This window comes from [Bacteroides] pectinophilus (genome assembly GCA_025146925.1).
Taxonomy (GTDB): domain Bacteria; phylum Bacillota; class Clostridia; order Lachnospirales; family Lachnospiraceae; genus Bacteroides_F; species Bacteroides_F pectinophilus.
Window position 1 is genome coordinate 1297420 of the sequence record CP102260.1, and the last position, 19057, is coordinate 1316476.

Sequence of the window (19057 nt, forward strand, 5' to 3'; positions counted from 1 at the left end):
ATAGACAACCGGAGTTATGATATACTTACACGCAGAAAGCATTTCATCAGTTCCGATTGTCGGTATCGAAAGGAGTAACGATTATGGCAAAAGGTTCTGTAAGAAAGAAAGGCAAGAAATGGTACTACCGCTTTTATGTGGAAGATACAAGCGGTAATCTGGTGCAGAAGGAATTTGCAGGTACGGAAAGCAAAAGTGAGACGGAAAAGCTGTTAAGGCAGGCTATGGAGGATTATGAAGCCAAGCGGTTTATTGCAAAGGCTGGCAACATCACGCTCGGAGAACTGCTTGACCTGTGGGCTGAGGAAGAATTAAAGACAGGTACATTAAGTAATGGAACAGTTGGCAATTATCTTCAGGCAGTGGGAAGAATCAAACAGCATCCTATCAGTAAAAGGAAGCTGAAAACGGTGACTTCAGTACACCTGCAGGAGTTTATGGATTTGCTGTCATTTGGTGGTACTGTCGGAGATTTTATTTCCAAAGGCTATTCCATTGATTATGTAAGGTCGTTTTCAGCAGTATTGCAACAGTCATTCCGGTTTGCGGTATTTCCGAAACAGTTTATTACCTTCAATCCCATGCAGTATGTGGTGATGAGGCACAAAAAGGAAGAAACGGATTTGTTTGCGGATGAAACAGCCACAGACAGGGACAAGGTTAAACCGCTTTCCTTTGAAATGTACCGGAAACTGATTGAACAGCTTGGAAAACGAAGCAAGGATGCGATTCTTCCGGTTCAGATAGCATACTTTACAGGTCTCAGACTTGGAGAGGTAGCAGGTCTGACATGGCAGGATATCAACCTTGAAGAACAGTATCTCACTGTACGCAGGAGCATCCGCTACAATGGGGCTACCCATAAGCACGAAATCGGTCCGACAAAGTGGAAAAAGATCAGGGTTGTTGACTTTGGCGATACCCTCGCAGATATTTTGAGGAATGCAAAAAAGGAACAGCACAAAAACCGTTTTCAGTATGGGGAACTCTACCAGCGGAATTTTTACAGAGAAGTAATGGAAAAGAATCGGGTGCATTACGAGTATTATCATTTGGGAATGACAGAGAATGTGCCGGAAGATTACACCGAAATCTTCTTTGTATGCTTAAGGGAGGATGGCTGTCTGGAACTTCCGGCAACCATAGAAACAGCCTGCCGGACAGCAGGAAGAAAAGTACCGGAGCTTGAAGGTTTCCATTTCCACACACTGAGGCATACCTACACGACAAACCTCTTATCCAACGGGGCTCAGCCTAAGGATGTGCAGGAACTGTTAGGACACTCAGACGTGAGTACCACCATGAATGTCTATGCCCATGCTACAAGGGAAGCAAAGCGGACTTCCGCAAGACTTCTTGATAAAGTGGCAGGCAACGATTAAACAACTGAATAATGAATTTTCCCTTGTAATTATCCCATAAGGGCAAAAACAAGGGAAAAGGATACATATATAGAATTTTCAATGGCGGGAAGCCTTGAAAATAGGGGAAAGTTAAGAGAGTTAATAGATAAATTCCAGTTTATCGAGGTGACGGCATGAAACGCACTATGACCGCAAGCAGAGTTTCCGAGCGGTACTGGTAACCTACTCGCATTATCTTTCCATATATTTTAAAAACTGCAAGGATAAGGGTTGAAAACAAGCCCGGAAATCCCCTGCGGCGGCTTTTCGGAGGGCGGCCTTAATGTTTTCCACATTTCCATGACGCAGTTTTCTTTACCCAGCGATCAGGCGGTATGCGGTCAAGGGTACATAGCACACGGCCACGATCAGCCGCCATGCCAGGACGGAGCCGCCGATCACACCGCCCAGAATGAAGTTGAGGGCAAACAGGGCGATCCCTCCACCCAGGGAGCCGCCGCCCGGTATGATCCAGAGGCACATCCGATGGAGGCCGAAGGGCAGGCCGCAGAGTATCCAGAGCCATACATAGTCCAGCTTGCCGCCCTTCATGCAGGCGGATTTGAAAATGCAGTATAAGCATCAATATCTTTTGTCCTAAAAGATGTAAATTCCTGTTCCTGAGTAGAAGATATAAGCATCATTGCCTGGATAATAGTATCTCTATCTGTTCCATTTTTACGCTGCGTCTTTGACATGATTTTATCCATAAATGGATGATTAGCAAGAGAGTAAACTACATTACTAAACTCATTGGACTCTCAGTACAATCAGATAATCTATATATCTGAAGCTCTGAATTAAGAAGTTCGCTCTGTGTATCCTCGTCAAGTTTGTTGAATTTTAGACCTGATAAATATAAAAATAACAGGCTGAATAATGAGGCGTCACCTCAAAGTGTTGCTGTCCCTATTTTCTATACAATTAATAAATTTACATCTCCATTGAATTCCCATACACTCCATCACATATTTCTTCAACCCTATCTTTAATAGAATAATGTATTATAAAGTCAGGAGATATCTTTAGCAGGACTGCGAACGGAAGTTCCGACTTTTGTACTCAGAAGATAGGTGATAATATATAGAAAAACATCAGGAGGACTAATCAATGGTAAAGCATGTAATATTGTGGAAGCTTGATGAGAAGCTTACGGACAGTGAGAAGGATCAGGTTAAGGCAGGAATTAAAGAAGGACTTGAAGGGCTTGCAGGCCAGATACCGGGACTTGTAGACATAACAGTAAGAACAGAAGGTCTGCCCAGCTCTAATGTGGATGTGATGCTTGATTCAACATTTGTGGATGCAGAAAGCCTTAAGGGATACGCAACACATCCGAAGCACGTAGCGGTTGCGGACGGCAAAGTGAGACCGTACACGGTATTAAGGTCCTGTATGGATTACGAAATCTGATAATTCAGTGCTGTATCTGACTAATTCACGCACGTGATTAGGAATAACGTACTATCTGTGATATAATTTCTAAAAGTTTTATCTGCAACTGACAGAATATTGATTAAGTTGCAGGTTATACAGGCGCTAATTATTGCATAGCAGAGTGGGGATTATATGCAGAGCATGATACGAAAGCTTAGGCTTGAACGTAATATGAGCCAGAAGCAGCTCGCGAAGGTTGTAGGAACATCACAGCAGACTATAAGCAGGATAGAGAATGATGTAATGAGTTCTCCTGTTGACCTGCTTGTTAATATAGCGGATTTATTTGATGTTTCGGTTGATTATCTGCTTGGACGCAGAGTAAGGATACATAAAAGATAATCAGGATAATGGGACAAAGGATTACAGGATAACAGCAGGCATGCGTTGCAAGTGGACTTATACAATCATAAGCCATCATGCAAGGCATGCCTGCTGTAATTTTGTCAGTTAATGAAAATCCTCATCTCCGCCAAAAGGACGGTCATCATCATCAAAATCATCAGGTGTAAGTGCGGGACCATCATCATGATGCCCGGTATTATCTACGATATTCTCTCTGCTGACAACACGCTTTGACTCACGCTGTGTCTCAATAAGATCTGAGAGCAGAGCTTTGACTTCACGTGGCTTCTTAATATTAACAATATCAAAGTCGCCGAGGGTCTTGTCACCGGAACAGCAGTGAATGGTGCCGATTCCGAACATCTTCTGGAATAGATTGCGCTTAAGCGATATATCCATAATTCTGTAAAGACGAACCTCATCTTCGGTTGTTGAGAAAAATCCCTGCTTGATATAGAGAACTTCATTAGTTGCCGAATATGATGTAAATGTAAACGGAAGCCCAAAGAAAGTGATTCGCTTCCTGTCATGCCAGATTGGCTCAGTTGTATTTTTCATTGATATAACCATCCTTTTAAAATATTTGATACATCACCTTTATTATCCTTTTTTGAATATAATGTGTCAAGTGAAACTGCGATAAAATATAAACAGCAGTCCACAGTATATAAGAGCCGCAGCACAGGCACCGGCAATAAGGCAGAAAATGTACGGAACAGCCATTGATAGGGCAAGAATGCATGCAATGACGGAACCGCATAATGCAACTGCCAGTGACAGGACAGGAACAACGATTGCTCTCACAGGGCTGAAGCTGAAGTGGTATAATCTTAGAAGAAATATTACATATGCACCCGTAAGAAAGCACTGGCTTACAAGAAGTCCCCACATATATCCGGTTATTTTATATGACGGTATCAGAAAAATGATAAATGCAATCCGCATGAGTGTGGATATAATGCCGCACACGAATGTATATCCGGTTTTTCCGAGACCATTGAGTATTCCTGTGAGAGTTGTATTTATATAAAGAAACGGACAGAGCCATGCAAGGACTCTCATAAAATCAGCAACAAGATTATTGTGGAATATAAGCGCCCCAAATGGTGCACCATAAGTTATAAAACCGCCAATGCAGAAGATTCCCATCGCGAGCGCCATTTCAATTGATGTAGAGATTGTCCGGGAGATCATCCCGCTGTTGTCAGAAGACTGTGCTTTTGACACGGACGGGAGCAGCATCACTGCCGCTGACTGGGTTATTGTGGCAGGAAATGCTATGAATGACATTGCCATTCCGGTGAGCACTCCATATGCACTTAATGCATCAAAACTGCTCATTCCTGATACTGTAAGCTGTGCGGGAATTAATATTGCTTCTCCGCTTTGGAGAAGAGTCAGAAGAATCCTGTTACATGAAATGGGAAGAGCCATTCCTGTAATATCACGGATATGCGGTTTGATATTCCTGAATACAGGGCGGAAATGCTGTCCGACGGTGGCACACAGCAGGCAGAAAAGACCGGATGTAATCTCACCAGCGACAATTCCGGCAACTGCGATAACGGGCGTGACAGGAAGTGAATTCTTATTAAGAAAGAATGTAATTGCAAGAACACTGCCAACGCGTGCAAACTGTTCAAATAACTGCGAGACTGCAGGAACTTTTGCATCTCCGGTACCGTAATAATATCCGCATATGCACTGATGCAGACAGGCAAAAGGTATTGATACTGATATTACAAGAACGAGTGATCCGGCGTTCTCATTAAGCAGAAGACGTTTTGCTATAAAGGCTGCGTTGTGGTATATTATGTATGAAGTGACAAAAGCAAGCGACAGAGACATGATAAGACCGGCAGTAAGTATTCCGGCCTTATCTTTTTCTTTTGCACAGAAACGTGATATTGCATTCTCGATTCCCATAGAGCAGACGGCCATTGCAATACCGGTTATTGGAAATACAAGCTGGTAGAGCCCTATTCCTTCTGCACCAATGACGCCTGACAGGAATATTTTATAATAGAACCCCATCAGCTTACTTATTAGCCCGGCGATAGTAAGTATGAGAGTTCCCTTTACAACAGAATTTTTAAAAATGTGATTTAGAGGCATGGCAGGCGGTCTCCGCAGCAGAATTTGATTATTTGTAATCTATATGAAAATGACTAATAAAATATGCTTGACACATTGTGGCGCTCATAGTAGAGTGAGCACATGATTGTCATTCCAAGAAGGAGGAGTAATGGCAGATAGCAGAGTAGTTTATCTTGACAATGCAGCAACGACACCGGTAAGACCTGAGGTTGTTGAGGAGATGATACCGTATTTTACGGAGAATTATGGCAATCCGTCAGGAATATACAGGACAGCAGCAAAGGCAAAACAGGCAGTAGCACAGGCAAGGCAGACGATAGCATCAACAATCAATGCAAAGCCTGAGTGTATCTATTTTACAGCTGGCGGTTCGGAATCGGATAACTGGGCACTTAAGGGGATAGCTGAGAGCCTGGCATCCGTGGGAAAGCATATAATTACTACAAAGATTGAGCATCATGCGATACTTAATACATGCAGTTATCTTGAAAAACAGGGCTTTGATATAACATATCTTGATGTTAACGAGAATGGGCTTGTCAATCCTGATGTAATAGAAAGAACGATAAGACCTGATACGATTCTCATATCGGTTATGCTTGCTAATAATGAGATTGGTACAATCCAGCCGGTAGAGCAGATAGGAAAGATAGCAAGGGAAGCGGGTGTTCTGTTCCATACTGATGCGGTACAGGCATATACGCAGATCCCAATAGATGTTCAGGCCATGAATATAGATCTTATGAGTACGAGCGGACATAAGATTAATGGACCAAAGGGAATCGGATTCCTTTATATAAGAGAAGGTGTTAAGATTCATTCGTTTATTCATGGCGGAGCGCAGGAACGCAAGAGGAGAGCCGGAACTGAGAATGTTCCCGGTATAATCGGAATGGCAAAGGCTGCACAGATGGCAGCGGATGATATGGAAGAGCGTACAGCACGTGAGCGTAAGCTGCGCGATTACATGATAGAACGCATATTAAAAGAGATACCTTATACAAGGCTTAACGGAGATGCGGTTAAGAGGCTTCCGGGTAATGCCAACTTCAGCTTTCAATTCGTTGAGGGTGAGTCACTGCTTATAATGCTTGATATGGATGGAATATGTGCATCAGGAGGTTCTGCATGTGCATCAGGGTCGCTCGACCCGTCACATGTACTGCTTGCGTTAGGCCTGCCTGATGACATAGCAAGAGGCTCATTAAGACTGACTCTCGGAGCGCAGACAACGCGTGAGGATATAGATTATGCAATTGAGAGAATAAAGGCGAATGTCGGGCGCATCAGAAGTATGTCACCGGAATACGAATGCTTTACAAGTCACAGATAATAAAGGAGATAACAGTGAAAGAAAGAGTAGTGGTAGGTATGTCAGGAGGAGTTGATTCCTCTGTGGCTGCCTGCCTTCTGAAGGAACAGGGATATGATGTAATAGGTGTAACGATGCAGATCTGGCAGGACGAGGATTCGTGCTCCATGGAAGAAAACGGCGGCTGCTGCGGATGGAGTGCGGTTGAAGACGCAAGGCGTGTGGCACAGCAACTTGATATTCCGTATTACGTTATGAATTTTAAAAATGAATTCCGGGAAAATGTTATTGAATATTTTGTCAATGAATATAAAAACGGAAGAACGCCGAATCCATGTATAGCATGTAACAGATATGTGAAGTGGGAGTCACTGTTAAAGAGAAGCATGGAGATTGGTGCAGACTACATTGCAACGGGACATTATGCGAGGATTGAGCAGCTTTCCAACGGCAGATATGTTGTGCGTAATTCGGTAACGGCTGCAAAAGACCAGACATATGCGCTCTACAATCTTACGCAGGAGCAGCTTAGGCACACACTTATGCCTATAGGTGAGTATGACAAAGAACATATAAGACAGATAGCTGCACAGCGTGGACTTATGGTTGCCAACAAGCCTGACAGCCAGGATATATGCTTTGTCCCGGATGGAGATTATGCCGGATTTATCATGAATTCGGATTATGCGCAATCATGCAGCAAAGCGTGCGTACCGGGGAATTTTGTTAACCTTGCCGGAGAAGTCATAGGACGTCATAAGGGATATCTGCATTATACAATAGGACAGCGTAAGGGACTTGGCCTTGCAATGGGTCACCCTGTGTTTGTTGTTGATATAAGACCGGAGACAAATGAAGTTGTAATAGGAGATAATTCGGACTGCTTTTCGGACAGACTGGTGGCTGACAGACTTAATTTTATGGCTGTTGACAGACTGACAGAGCCGAAGCATCTTATGGCAAGAATCAGATACAGCCACAAGGGTGGAGAATGTACGGTAAGAATGATCGATGATGACAGGATAGAGTGTGTGTTTGACGAACCACAGCGGGCAGTTACCAAAGGACAGGCAGTTGTGCTGTACGAGGACGGACATGTATTCGGCGGTGGTACAATAATTGGCTGATACATGCGGATTACAAAAAGTAAATTGACAATATATGTATACAAAGCTTAAAATAACAGTGCTATTGATAATGATAATCAATAGCACTGTTTTACGTTGACCAGCCGGATAAAATTTTTAAGATAAAAAATATTGAAAGGTCGTAATGCATATGACGCTTGATAAACTTGAAGTAGGAATGGATGCCATAATAAAGTCAGTTGACTGCGATGAGGTATCACTGAGAAAACACATCCTTGACATGGGGCTTACACCGGGAACGGAAGTAACGCTTGTGAAGGTGGCTCCTATGGGAGACCCTCTGGAACTGAGGGTGCGCGGGTATGAGCTTACGCTGCGCAAAGACGATGCTGCGAGAATAGAACTTACCGATATACATGATGCACACGAATACAGACGTAACAACGAACGAAGAACGCAGGTTAACCATCCCGGAGTAGGAGAAGATGATGGAAAAAAGTATACAACATTGAAACGGGGAGAGGAGATACCGGAAGGAACAGTCATAAGATTTGCCCTTGCGGGTAACCAGAACTGCGGAAAGACAACACTTTTTAACCAGCTGACAGGCTCTAACCAGCATGTAGGCAATTTCCCGGGTGTGACGGTTGACCGCAAAGACGGAGCAATTAAAAATCATCCGGATACTATGGTTACAGACCTTCCGGGAATATATTCTCTTTCACCGTATACAAGTGAGGAGATTGTAACAAGAGAATTTATTCTGCGTGAACATCCTGATGCAATTATAAATATTCTTGATGCAACTAATATTGAACGCAACCTGTACCTTACAATGCAGCTTATAGAACTTGACATACCTATGGTACTTGCACTTAACATGATGGATGAGGTTACGGCTAACGGAGGAACGATACATGTAAATGAACTCGAGGCGCAGCTTGGAATTCCTGTAGTACCTATATCTGCAGCTAAGAATGAAGGAATAAGTGAACTTGTAGAGCATGCAATTCATGTAGCAAGATACAGGGAGCATCCGGGAAGGCTTGATTTTTGTGATGAGAACGGCAGAGATAATGGTGCTGTACATAGATGTATACACGCAACAATACATCTTATCGAAGACCATGCCAAAAGAGCGGGAATACCGGTAAGATTTGCGGCAACTAAGCTTATGGAGGGAGACAGCCTGATTCTCGGCCAGCTTGGACTTGATGAGAATGAGAAGGAAATGCTTGAGCATATTATAGTGCAGATGGAAGATGAGAGTGGCAGCGACAGGATGGCTGCACTTGCTGACATGCGGTTCAGGTTTATTGAAAATCTGTGCGATGAGACTGTTGTAAAGCCTAATGAGAGTAAAGAACATATAAGAAGTGAGAAGATTGACAGAATACTCACAGGCAGATATACGGCAATTCCTTCATTTATAGCAATTATGGGTCTTGTGTTCTGGCTTACATTCGGAGTGATAGGTGCATGGCTTTCAGATATTATGGAGCTGGGAATAGACTGGTTTACCAATGTGTGTGATGCAGGACTTACGAGCTACGGAATTAATCCTGTTGTACATTCTCTTGTGATTGACGGTGTATTTGCCGGAGTTGGAAGTGTACTGAGCTTCCTGCCTGTTATAGTGGTATTGTTCTTTTTCCTGTCAATACTTGAAGACAGTGGTTATATGGCAAGAGTGGCATTCGTTATGGATAAGCTTCTTCGTAAGATTGGCCTTTCGGGAAGAAGCTTTGTACCAATGCTTATCGGATTTGGATGTTCGGTGCCTGCAATTATGTCTACGAGGACACTTCCGTCAGACAGAGACCGCAAGATGACAATTATGCTTACACCATTTATGAGCTGTTCGGCAAAGCTGCCAATCTATGCACTCTTTACGGCTGCATTCTTCCCTGATAACGGGGCTGTTGTAATGCTTCTTCTGTATATTACCGGAATTGTTACGGGAATACTGTTTGCGCTTATCCTTAAAGCTACGGCATTCAGAGGTGAACCTGTACCATTCGTCATGGAGCTGCCTAATTACAGAATGCCAAGCCCTAAGAGCGTAGTACAGCTTATCGGAGAAAAAGCAAAGGATTTTGTCACGAAAGCATTTACGGTAATATTTGTTGCGGCTGTAATTATATGGTTTTTACAGAGCTTTGATACAAGACTTAATGTCGTTGCAGATTCAAAAGACAGTCTGCTTGCGCTTATAGGAAGCTTTATATCACCTATATTCAGGCCTCTCGGAATAGATGACTGGAGAATATCAACGGCACTTATAACCGGATTTACAGCCAAGGAAAGTGTTGTAAGTACACTCACGGTTCTTCTCGGTGGTTCTACAGAAGCACTTACGACAATATTTACCAGATTTACAGCAGTTGTATTTCTTGTATTCTCACTTCTGTACACACCTTGTGTTGCCGCAATAGCAGCTGTTAAGCGTGAGATGAATGGAAAAGGAGCCGTAATTATAGTATTCCTGCAGTGCGCTATTGCGTGGCTGGTTGCTGCGGCAGTACATCTTGCAGGAACACTGATCGGACTTGTCTGAATGGATTTTTGTATGACGGATATATATATAATATATGGACGGAGAGTTATAAATGGATATTTTGAGTATTATTATCCTTGTACTTCTTGCAATATGGTTTGTTGCTGCTGTAATATATATGATAAAGAATAAAGGCGGATGTTCATGCGGTGGCAGCAGCTGCGGAAGCAGTACGGATTGCAGGAATGGCTGTGGCGGCTGTAATGGGTGTAAGAGATGTAATCCGTCGGAAAGAGGCTGAGATATGTGGTTTGATGAATCGGTTTTCTATCAGATATATCCGCTGGGATTCTGTGATGTGCTTGTCAGTAATGACGGTCAGCATGCAAGCCCTGTCGGGGAGCATGCAAGAATAAAAAAGGTTGTTGACTGGATACCGCACATAAAGAAGCTTGGAGCTGATGCGATATACTTTTCCCCTGTGTTTGAAAGTGATTACCACGGATATGATACGAGAGACTACACTAAGATTGATAACAGGCTTGGAAGCAATGAGGATTTTGCCAATGTGGTAAGAACACTTCATGAGAATGGAATAAAGGTTGTTATTGACGGAGTGTTCAACCATGTCGGAAGAGGCTTCTTTGCGTTTCAGGATGTGCTTGCCAACAGAGAGAATTCCGGATATAAGGACTGGTTTTTTGTTAACTTTGGCGGTAATAATGATTATAATGACAGACTCTGGTATGAAGGATGGGAAGGCTATTATAATCTTGTGAAGCTTAATCTTCGCAACAATGACGTTGTTGAATATCTGCTGTCATGCGTTAAGCAGTGGATTGAAGAATTTGACATAGACGGAATAAGGCTTGATGTCGCATATTGTCTTGATCATGGCTTTATGAGAAGATTAAGAGCACATGTTGACAGCCTTAAGCCGGAGTTCTTCCTTCTCGGTGAGATGCTTCATGGCGATTATAATACGATAGTTAATGACGGAATGCTTAACAGCGCAACTAATTATGAGTGTTACAAGGGGCTTTACTCAAGCTTCAACTCAATGAATATGTTCGAGATATGCCACAGCCTCCAGAGGCAGTTTGGCAGTGAGCAGTGGTGCCTGTACAGAGGTAAGCATCTGTTTACATTTGTAGATAACCACGATGTCAACAGGATTGCAAGCACACTCGGAGATGCCAATCATATCCCGCTTATATATGCACTGGCAATGGGAATGCCGGGTATACCATGTGTGTATTACGGAAGTGAATGGGGCGCAGAAGGCGTTAAGTCCAACGGAAGCGATAATGATATCAGGAAGTCATATGACGGTCCTGTTGAGAATGAATTGTTTGATAAGATAAGTGCCATGGCACATGCGCATCACACAAGCAGGGCACTCTGCTATGGTGATTTTAATCAGGTTGTGCTTACAAACAGACAGTGTATATTCGCAAGAGACTGTGGTGATGAGAAGGTACTTGTGGCTGTTAATGCAGATTCACAGCCTTTTTATGCTAATTTTAACGCGGGAACAGACAAGGCAGCTGACCTTATCAGCGGTCAGGAATGTTGTATTGCAGGAGGCTTTGAACTTCCTCCGTATTCTGCTTATTATTGGAGAGTTAATTAATTATTGCACTATCAGATAGATGTGTGTATAATGGATAAAGTTATAAACAAAAAGGAGAAGTGACATGAAGGCATACAAGGACTTAAGTAAAGACGAGTTACTGAAGCTTAAAGACGAACTTACACAGCAGTATGAGGATAAGAAGGCTCTCGGATTGAGACTTAACATGGCAAGAGGAAAGCCGGCAGCAGCACAGCTTAATTTGACAATGGACATGCTTGACACTGTTAACAGTGCATCAGACATGCTTGCATCAGACGGAACAGATTCAAGAAACTATGGCTGTCTGGACGGACTTCCGGAAACCAAGAAGCTCATGGCCGATATGATGGGTACTAATCCGGAGAATGTAATCGTATTTGGTAATGCAAGCCTTACAATTATGTATGACAGTGTGTCACGTTCATATACACATGGTGTATGCGGTAATACACCATGGTGTAAGCTTGATAAGGTAAAGTGGCTGTGTCCTGTTCCGGGATATGACAGGCATTTTGCAATCACAGAGCATTTTGGAATTGAGATGATTAACATCCCAATGACACAGGACGGACCGGATATGGATCTTGTTGAGAAGTATGTCAACAATGATGAGAGTGTTAAGGGCATATGGTGTGTTCCGAAGTATTCTAACCCACAGGGTGTTGTTTACTCAGATGAGACGGTTAAGAGATTTGCCAATCTTAAGCCGGCAGCTAAGGATTTCAGAATATATTGGGATAATGCATATGTTATCCATCACCTTTATGATGACAATCAGGCAGAGCTTCTTGATATTGTAGGCGAGTGCGCCAAGGCCGGCAACCCTGATATGGTATATGAGTTCGCCTCAACATCCAAGGTAAGCTTCCCTGGAAGCGGTATTGCAGCAATGGCAACAAGTGCAGCCAATATTGCTGATGTTAAGAAGACAATGACAATACAGACAATCGGACATGATAAGATTAACCAGCTTCGTCATGTACGTTACTTTAAGGATATCAACGGACTTAAGGCTAAGATGAAAGCTCATGCTGAGATTATGAGACCTAAGTTTGAGGCTACTCTTAAGGTGCTTGAGGATGAACTTTCAGGACTTGAGGTAGGAACATGGGTTAAGCCTTATGGCGGATACTTTATATCATTTGATGCAATGGAAGGCTGTGCTAAGAGAATAGTTTCGCTGTGCAAGGAGGCAGGTCTCGTAATGACAGGTGCAGGTGCGACATTCCCTTATGGCAGGGATCCTAAGGACAGCAATATAAGAATTGCACCATCATTCCCTACACCTGATGAGATGGAGCAGGCTGCAGACCTGTTTGCACTTTGTGTAAAGCTTGCAAGTGTAGAGAAGCTTCTTGAGACAAAGTAATAATAAGTTATTTGAGACACAATGGCGTGTCGGTATTGTACCGGCACGCCATATTTTAAAATAGATGTCAATCGACAGAAAGAGTGGAGAGTAATGGCTAAGATAGGATTTATAGGAATGGGTAATATGGGATATGCGATGCTCAAGGGTGCGCTTAAGATATTTTCACCTGAAGATATAGTATTTACATGTCCGTCGGAATCGAGACGTGAGAGCATTAAGGCTGAAACAGGTGTTGATTATGCACAGAGTAATGCTGAGTGTGCTAACAGAGCAAAGTATATAGTGCTTGCAGTAAAGCCGCAGGTATACGATGTGGTTCTTAAGAATATCCATGATATTGTAACACAGGAGCATGTAATTATCTCACTTGCACCTAATAAGACTATAGAAGATGTAACAAAATCGCTTGGTACAGATAAGAGGGTGGTACGTGCGATGCCTAATACTCCTGCACTTGTCGGTGAGGGAATGACAGGCATAAGCTATGATGATAATGCATTTACATTTGAAGAGAAGGACATGATTAATGAGTTCTTCAATTCCTTCGGACGTGTAGTAAAGGTTAATGAGTCGCTTATGAGTGCTGTAGTATGCGCAAGCGGAAGCTCGCCTGCATATGTGTATATGTTTATTGAGGCACTTGCCGATGGCGTTGTGCAGTATGGAATACCGCGGAGCCAGGCGTATGAGCTTGTTGCGCAGACGGTTCTGGGGTCTGCAAAGATGGTGCTTGAGACAGGAGAACATCCGGGAATGCTTAAGGACAAGGTATGTTCACCGGGAGGAACGACAATCAGGGCTGTTGCTGCGCTTGAGGCTAATGGCTTCCGTAATGCACTTATCAAAGCATCTGATGAATGTTATAAGAAATGTACAGGAGAAAAGTAATGGATAATCCGGTAAGAACAGGAAGGAAACTGGTCTGCAAAGGCTCAAGAATATCATTTTACAAAGATACGATGAAGATTCCCAATGGCAATACGGCAGAGTGGGATTTTATCAAGCATAACGGCGCAGCAGCGGTTATACCGGTGAAGGAAGACGGAAAGATAGTTATGGTACGTCAGTATCGTAATTCGCTTGACAGAGAGACTTTGGAGATTCCGGCAGGAGGACTTAACTCACCGGATGAACCTACTCTTGATGCTGCTACAAGAGAGCTTACGGAGGAGACAGGTTATACATCGGCACATACACTTAAGAAGCTCATCTCGATTGCAACCGCAATAGCATTCTGTGACGAGGTTATTGATATATATGTTGCTGATAGTCTCAGCCGTGGTGAGCAGAATCTTGATGAGGATGAGTATATCAATGTTGAGGAGTATACACTTGATGAGCTTACGGACATGATATACATGGGTGAGATAATTGACTCCAAGACAGTAGCCGGAATACTGGCTTATAAGGATTCACTCAGACAGACATCTGCATAAATGAATTGCGCATGGCATATAATTTCAAGACAGAAAGGGGAGTGCCGATGCGTAAGAATTTATCAAAAAAATTAACTGCATATATTACAAAAAACAGGTATCTGCTGGTGCTCTTTATGGGGGTGCTTGCAGGTACTTTTTTTGCCAATTGTTACGGACAGGATAATATTGATGTGTGGGGGCTGTATAATAAGGATTATCTCGAGATGATGAGCATGGTGTCTCTCAATTACAGACAGCTGTGGTGGTATGTGGCGGCTAACAGAATAAAGCTTGTGGGCATACTTGCACTTTGTATGATGACAACAGTACGTGGAATACTAATGCTGGCTGTTACGTGCTTCGGTGGAGCTGAACTGGGAGTGATGGTAAGCATGTCAGTAATGCAGTATGGAATGGCGGGGGTGCTTCTGGTTGCAGCATCACTTCTTCCACAGTGGATATTCTATACGGCAGTAATGATGATGGCAATTAACGTCACACATGTCGCCAACAATAAAAAAGCACCGGCAGCTGCGGCAGCTCTTGTGCTTATTCTTGCAGGAATATGCACAGAGGTGCTGGTTAATCCGGTGCTTGTAAAAAATGTTATATATATGATTTATTAAAGCATATCAGCCATCTCAAGGAGGAGACGCTCCGACTCATCCCATCCGAGACATGGATCTGTGATTGACTTACCATATACACCTTCACCAATCTTCTGGCTGCCCGGCTCAATGTAACTTTCAATCATTACACCCTTGACAAGACCTGCAATGTCTGAAGAATGACGACGGCTGTGAAGAACTTCCTTAACAATTCTTATCTGCTCAGCGTACTTCTTGGCTGAATTGCTGTGGTTAGCATCAACGATAACAGCACGGTTGACAAGGTCACGCTTTGAATACAGATTGAATAATAACTGAAGGTCTTCGTAGTGATAGTTAGGTATGCACTGACCATGCTTGTTGACTGCACCACGGAGTATTGCATGTGCAAGAGGGTTGCCTGATGTGTTGACTTCCCATCCGCGGTAGATGAATGACTGCTCCTGCTGTGCTGCAATTATGGAATTGAGCATGACGGAGAGGTCACCGCTTGTCGGATTCTTCATTCCGGCAGGAACATCCATACCACTTACGGTGAAGCGGTGCTGCTGGTCTTCAACAGAACGGGCACCGACTGCAACATATGAAAGAATATCCGAAAGGTATCTGTAATTCTCAGGATAAAGCATCTCGTCAGCAGTGCTCAGACCTGTATTGGCAAGAACATCCATATGCATCTTGCGGATTGATATAAGACCCGCAAGCATATCAGGAGCCTTCTCCGGGTCAGGCTGATGAAGCATGCCTTTGTATCCTTCTCCTGTTGTACGTGGCTTGTTGGTATATACACGTGGAACAATAATTATCTTGTCTTTTATCTTTTCCTGAACCTTCGCAAGACGTGATGTGTAATCGAGAACAGCTTCCTCGTTGTCAGCCGAACATGGACCGATGATTGCAAGGAACTTGTCACTGTCACCAGTAAATACGTCTTTTATCATGGCATCGCGTTCTGCTTTAATCTTAGCACATGTATCCGATACGGGATACTGCTCACGAATCTCTGCAGGAATAGGGAGTTTCTTTACAAATTCAAAACTCATTGTGTACCTCCGGGTAAATATATAATAAGTATGTTATATTGCAACATCTTATTAATTATATTATGTGGGATAATAAGAATCAAGGTAAATATTCAAAACATTCACGGATTATGTTATTATAAAATTAATGGGAAACTTATATGAAACAGATTGCAGAACGGCAGGGAGGCAGATTGCAGATGAGTACAGATACAAATACAGTTCTTAAAAACGTAGATGCGCAGGCGGCACTTGTGACAGATGAATACAATATAAGATATATAAGCGGATTCACGGGAGGAGAGGCAACACTTTATATATCACCGGAACACAGGATACTTATAACTGATTCAAGATATACGGAAGCTGCGTCAAAGGAAAGTGACTTTGAGGTTATAGAGTGGAACAGACAGAGGCGGACTGAGGATATACTTGCAGAATATATACTTTCGGATTCTGTAAGATGCATCGCGTATGAAGATAAGTCAATGCTGTGCGGTGATTTTGCAAAGCTGGCAGAAAAGCTTGATATGATAGAGCGGTGGGTGCCCGCCGGCAGTGCATTCAATAATCTCAGAATGATTAAGAAGCCATGGGAGCTTGAATGCCTGCGTAAGGCAGAGAGCATAGGAGATGCAGCATTTGCTAATCTTCTTAAGATTATTAAAGAGGGAATGACAGAGCTGGATGTTGTTGCAGAACTTGAATACCAGATGAGAAAATGCGGCGGACAGGGTACAAGCTTTGATACAATAGCAGCATCGGGACTTAATTCATCAATGCCGCATGCTGTTCCGTCAGAAAAGAAGCTTCAGAACGGTGACTTTGTTACGATGGATTTTGGATGCAGATATAACGGTTACTGCTCTGATATGACAAGAACAATTGTTATCGGTAAGGCGGATGAGAAGCAGAAGGAGTTATATAACCTTGTACTCAGGGCTAACCTTGAGGCAGAGGCTGCGCTTCATGCGGGATTACGAGGCTGTGACGTTGATAAGGTGGCAAGAGACATTATAGATTCAAGCATCTACAAAGGCTGCTTCGGACATGGCCTTGGACACAGCGTAGGATTATTTATCCATGAGAATCCGAGATTATCTCCGGGTGATTCTACAGTGCTTCAGCCTGGTATGATAGAAACGGTAGAGCCGGGAATATATGTACCGGGGGTTGGTGGTGTGAGAATAGAGGATATGGTTATCGTGACGGAGAACGGTTTTGAAAATCTGGCACATTCACCGAAGGAGCTTATTGAGATATAGATAAGTATAATTCTGATGAGTATGGAGGTGTGTTGCATTATGAGAATGTATGATCTTATAGTTAAGAAAAGGGATGGCGGTGAGCTTACCAGAGAGGAGATTGATTATATAATCGAAGGCTATACGGATGGAGACATACCTGATTATCAGATGTCTGCGTGGCTTATGGCAGTGTTCTACAAGGGTATGAATGCAAGAGAGACGGCAGATATGACTATGGCTATGGTGAGAAGCGGTGATATGCTTGATTTGTCGGCGATTAATGGAATTAAGGCAGACAAGCACAGTACAGGCGGGGTCGGTGACAAGGTTACGCTTGTGCTTGCACCTATGGTAGCAGCTGCAGGTGTTCCTGTTGCCAAGATGTCAGGAAGAGGCCTCGGACACACCGGAGGTACAATTGACAAGCTTGAGAGCATACCTGGATTTAACACATCGCTTACAGAGGATACATTTGTTAAGCAGGTTAATTCGATTAAGATTGCACTTACGGGACAGACGGGCAATCTTACACCGGCAGACAAGAAGATATATGCACTCCGCGATGCTACAGGGATTGTTGACAGCATACCGCTGATTGCAAGCAGCATAATGAGCAAAAAGATTGCTGCCGGGGCGCAGGTTATAGTACTTGATGTTACCTGCGGAAGCGGTGCATTTATGCATAATATTGAGGATGCCAGAAAGCTTGCAAGGCTTATGGTCGATATAGGTGACAATGTCGGACGCAGAACAATTGCCGTGATTACGGATATGGATGAACCGCTTGGCAATACAGTCGGCAATGCAATGGAAGTTATTGAGGCAGTTGAGACACTTAAAGGCAGGGGGAGCAGAGATGTACTTGATGTGTGTCTTGAGCTTGGTGCATGGATGATTGCCGGAATTGAAGCTGATATGGCAGATACGGGGAAAGCTGCTGACAGACAGATGCTTGAACAGCTTCATGACAAGGCTTATGAACGTCTTGAAACCACAATTAAGGATGGCAGTGCACTTGATAAGTTCCGGGAATGGATTACTGCACAGAATGGCAATTCTGCCGTTATTGACGACTATTCGCTGTTTCCGTCATCAAAGTATATATATGATGTAAAGGCGGACAGAACCGGATATATCAGATATACAAGAGCTGACGAAGCAGGGATGGCTTCAATGGTACTCGGTGGCGGAAGAGCCAAAAAAGATGATGCGGTCAATCCGGCGGTAGGTGTTGAGATATGTGCCAAGACAGGAGATTATGTCCATCAGGGTGATGTTATTGCAAGAATACATTCAGATGATGAGAAGATGACTGCAGAATCGGAGAAAAGGCTTAAGAATGCATTTGTTATTGAGGATAATGAGGTTGAGAGGAACATGCTTATTAAGGAGATAGTGTTTTAAGCTGATATAAAAAGCATTAATATAATATAAACAATATAAATACATCTGACATAGTGCGAATATGGGCTTACTGAGGTAGTGCTTATGTACTAATAATCAATTGATTATAAGTGCATAGGCACTATTTTTTAACAATATATAATAATAGTGTTAAAAATGTGTGAATAAAATGTGAAAAATGCACAAAACAAT

Annotated in this window: 19 protein-coding genes; 14 read left to right on the forward strand and 5 right to left on the reverse strand. The window is 43.1% G+C overall.

Features of this window, described 5'->3' with window-relative positions:
* Positions 1 to 83: 83 nt before the first annotated feature.
* Positions 84 to 1382 (forward strand): site-specific integrase, encoded by a 1299-nt coding sequence (locus tag NQ488_06065; GenBank protein ID UWN96860.1) that lies wholly within the window; start codon positions 84 to 86, stop codon positions 1380 to 1382.
* Between the two features lie 336 nt (positions 1383 to 1718).
* Here the strand turns inward: NQ488_06065 and NQ488_06070 are convergent, their stop codons facing one another.
* Positions 1719 to 1955 (reverse strand): DUF6050 family protein, encoded by a 237-nt coding sequence (locus tag NQ488_06070; protein UWN96861.1) that lies wholly within the window; start codon positions 1953 to 1955, stop codon positions 1719 to 1721.
* The gene (locus tag NQ488_06075) at positions 1952 to 2101 is read right to left on the reverse strand and encodes a hypothetical protein (GenBank protein UWN96862.1); all 150 of its coding nucleotides are present in this window, start codon (positions 2099 to 2101) and stop codon (positions 1952 to 1954) included. Before NQ488_06075 ends, NQ488_06070 begins: the two co-directional genes overlap by 4 nt.
* Positions 2102 to 2513: 412 nt before the next feature.
* Here NQ488_06075 and NQ488_06080 point away from each other — a divergent pair, with 412 nt between their 5' ends.
* On the forward strand, positions 2514 to 2816 hold the full coding sequence (locus NQ488_06080; protein UWN96863.1) for a Dabb family protein: 303 nt from the start codon (positions 2514 to 2516) through the stop codon (positions 2814 to 2816).
* A gap of 156 nt (positions 2817 to 2972) precedes the next feature.
* A complete protein-coding gene (locus tag NQ488_06085) occupies positions 2973 to 3182 on the forward strand; it encodes a helix-turn-helix domain-containing protein (GenBank protein ID UWN96864.1) in 210 nt (69 codons plus the stop codon).
* A 108-nt stretch (positions 3183 to 3290) separates the two neighbouring features.
* Here the strand turns inward: NQ488_06085 and NQ488_06090 are convergent, their stop codons facing one another.
* Together NQ488_06090 and NQ488_06095 are read right to left on the reverse strand one after the other, a co-directional pair.
* Positions 3291 to 3743: a PH domain-containing protein gene (locus tag NQ488_06090; GenBank protein ID UWN96865.1), complete on the reverse strand. Its 453-nt coding sequence runs from the start codon at positions 3741 to 3743 to the stop codon at positions 3291 to 3293.
* A gap of 66 nt (positions 3744 to 3809) precedes the next feature.
* Complete coding sequence (locus NQ488_06095) at positions 3810 to 5300, reverse strand: oligosaccharide flippase family protein (GenBank protein ID UWN96866.1); 1491 nt, start codon at positions 5298 to 5300, stop codon at positions 3810 to 3812.
* Positions 5301 to 5430: 130 nt separating this feature from the next.
* Here NQ488_06095 and nifS point away from each other — a divergent pair, with 130 nt between their 5' ends.
* The 9 genes from nifS to NQ488_06140 all read left to right on the forward strand — a co-directional run bounded on the left by nifS (position 5431) and on the right by NQ488_06140 (position 15210).
* The gene (gene nifS, locus NQ488_06100) at positions 5431 to 6615 is read left to right on the forward strand and encodes a cysteine desulfurase NifS (protein ID UWN96867.1); all 1185 of its coding nucleotides are present in this window, start codon (positions 5431 to 5433) and stop codon (positions 6613 to 6615) included.
* Entirely contained in the window at positions 6594 to 7721 is a 1128-nt protein-coding gene (gene mnmA / locus NQ488_06105; GenBank protein UWN96868.1) for a tRNA 2-thiouridine(34) synthase MnmA, read from the forward strand. The genes nifS and mnmA overlap by 22 nt, the downstream gene beginning before the upstream one ends.
* A 151-nt stretch (positions 7722 to 7872) precedes the next feature.
* Complete coding sequence (gene feoB, locus NQ488_06110; protein ID UWN96869.1) at positions 7873 to 10239, forward strand: ferrous iron transport protein B; 2367 nt, start codon at positions 7873 to 7875, stop codon at positions 10237 to 10239.
* Between the two features lie 52 nt (positions 10240 to 10291).
* A complete protein-coding gene (locus NQ488_06115; protein UWN96870.1) occupies positions 10292 to 10480 on the forward strand; it encodes a FeoB-associated Cys-rich membrane protein in 189 nt (62 codons plus the stop codon).
* A 3-nt stretch (positions 10481 to 10483) separates the two neighbouring features.
* A complete protein-coding gene (locus NQ488_06120) occupies positions 10484 to 11812 on the forward strand; it encodes an alpha-amylase family glycosyl hydrolase (GenBank protein UWN96871.1) in 1329 nt (442 codons plus the stop codon).
* Positions 11813 to 11876: 64 nt separating this feature from the next.
* Entirely contained in the window at positions 11877 to 13163 is a 1287-nt protein-coding gene (locus tag NQ488_06125; GenBank protein UWN96872.1) for an aminotransferase class I/II-fold pyridoxal phosphate-dependent enzyme, read from the forward strand.
* Positions 13164 to 13256: 93 nt separating this feature from the next.
* The gene (gene proC / locus NQ488_06130; GenBank protein ID UWN96873.1) at positions 13257 to 14054 is read left to right on the forward strand and encodes a pyrroline-5-carboxylate reductase; all 798 of its coding nucleotides are present in this window, start codon (positions 13257 to 13259) and stop codon (positions 14052 to 14054) included.
* Entirely contained in the window at positions 14054 to 14602 is a 549-nt protein-coding gene (locus NQ488_06135; protein ID UWN96874.1) for an NUDIX hydrolase, read from the forward strand. The genes proC and NQ488_06135 overlap by 1 nt, the downstream gene beginning before the upstream one ends.
* A 47-nt stretch (positions 14603 to 14649) precedes the next feature.
* The gene (locus NQ488_06140) at positions 14650 to 15210 is read left to right on the forward strand and encodes a hypothetical protein (GenBank protein UWN96875.1); all 561 of its coding nucleotides are present in this window, start codon (positions 14650 to 14652) and stop codon (positions 15208 to 15210) included.
* On the opposite strand, the gene NQ488_06145 is transcribed toward NQ488_06140, so the two are convergent.
* Positions 15207 to 16235: a 3-deoxy-7-phosphoheptulonate synthase gene (locus NQ488_06145; GenBank protein ID UWN96876.1), complete on the reverse strand. Its 1029-nt coding sequence runs from the start codon at positions 16233 to 16235 to the stop codon at positions 15207 to 15209. The genes NQ488_06140 and NQ488_06145 overlap by 4 nt on opposite strands.
* A 179-nt stretch (positions 16236 to 16414) precedes the next feature.
* On the opposite strand from NQ488_06145, the gene NQ488_06150 reads away from it, so the two are divergent.
* Positions 16415 to 17479, forward strand: coding sequence for an aminopeptidase P family protein (locus NQ488_06150; protein ID UWN96877.1), 1065 nt, complete (start codon positions 16415 to 16417; stop codon positions 17477 to 17479).
* Positions 17480 to 17518: 39 nt separating this feature from the next.
* Positions 17519 to 18865 carry a pyrimidine-nucleoside phosphorylase gene (locus NQ488_06155; GenBank protein ID UWN96878.1) on the forward strand — a complete coding sequence of 449 codons (1347 nt, stop codon included), beginning with the start codon at positions 17519 to 17521 and terminating at the stop codon, positions 18863 to 18865.
* Positions 18866 to 19057: the final 192 nt, after the last annotated feature.

Excerpts from the sequence above, each read along its gene's own strand:
- NQ488_06090 (UWN96865.1), bottom strand. The coding sequence starts at position 3,743 with ATGAAAAATACAACTGAGCCAATCTGGCATGACAGGAAGCGAATCACT.
- proC (UWN96873.1), top strand. The coding sequence starts at position 13,257 with ATGGCTAAGATAGGATTTATAGGAATGGGTAATATGGGATATGCGATG.
- NQ488_06085 (UWN96864.1), top strand. The coding sequence starts at position 2,973 with ATGCAGAGCATGATACGAAAGCTTAGGCTTGAACGTAATATGAGCCAG.
- mnmA (UWN96868.1), top strand. The coding sequence starts at position 6,594 with ATGCTTTACAAGTCACAGATAATAAAGGAGATAACAGTGAAAGAAAGA.
- NQ488_06125 (UWN96872.1), top strand. The coding sequence starts at position 11,877 with ATGAAGGCATACAAGGACTTAAGTAAAGACGAGTTACTGAAGCTTAAA.
- NQ488_06155 (UWN96878.1), top strand. The coding sequence starts at position 17,519 with ATGAGAATGTATGATCTTATAGTTAAGAAAAGGGATGGCGGTGAGCTT.
- NQ488_06095 (UWN96866.1), bottom strand. The coding sequence starts at position 5,300 with ATGCCTCTAAATCACATTTTTAAAAATTCTGTTGTAAAGGGAACTCTC.
- NQ488_06080 (UWN96863.1), top strand. The coding sequence starts at position 2,514 with ATGGTAAAGCATGTAATATTGTGGAAGCTTGATGAGAAGCTTACGGAC.
- NQ488_06140 (UWN96875.1), top strand. The coding sequence starts at position 14,650 with ATGCGTAAGAATTTATCAAAAAAATTAACTGCATATATTACAAAAAAC.
- NQ488_06120 (UWN96871.1), top strand. The coding sequence starts at position 10,484 with ATGTGGTTTGATGAATCGGTTTTCTATCAGATATATCCGCTGGGATTC.
- NQ488_06145 (UWN96876.1), bottom strand. The coding sequence starts at position 16,235 with ATGAGTTTTGAATTTGTAAAGAAACTCCCTATTCCTGCAGAGATTCGT.
- NQ488_06115 (UWN96870.1), top strand. The coding sequence starts at position 10,292 with ATGGATATTTTGAGTATTATTATCCTTGTACTTCTTGCAATATGGTTT.
- NQ488_06070 (UWN96861.1), bottom strand. The coding sequence starts at position 1,955 with ATGAAGGGCGGCAAGCTGGACTATGTATGGCTCTGGATACTCTGCGGC.
- NQ488_06075 (UWN96862.1), bottom strand. The coding sequence starts at position 2,101 with ATGTCAAAGACGCAGCGTAAAAATGGAACAGATAGAGATACTATTATC.
- NQ488_06135 (UWN96874.1), top strand. The coding sequence starts at position 14,054 with ATGGATAATCCGGTAAGAACAGGAAGGAAACTGGTCTGCAAAGGCTCA.
- NQ488_06150 (UWN96877.1), top strand. The coding sequence starts at position 16,415 with ATGAGTACAGATACAAATACAGTTCTTAAAAACGTAGATGCGCAGGCG.
- NQ488_06065 (UWN96860.1), top strand. The coding sequence starts at position 84 with ATGGCAAAAGGTTCTGTAAGAAAGAAAGGCAAGAAATGGTACTACCGC.
- nifS (UWN96867.1), top strand. The coding sequence starts at position 5,431 with ATGGCAGATAGCAGAGTAGTTTATCTTGACAATGCAGCAACGACACCG.
- feoB (UWN96869.1), top strand. The coding sequence starts at position 7,873 with ATGACGCTTGATAAACTTGAAGTAGGAATGGATGCCATAATAAAGTCA.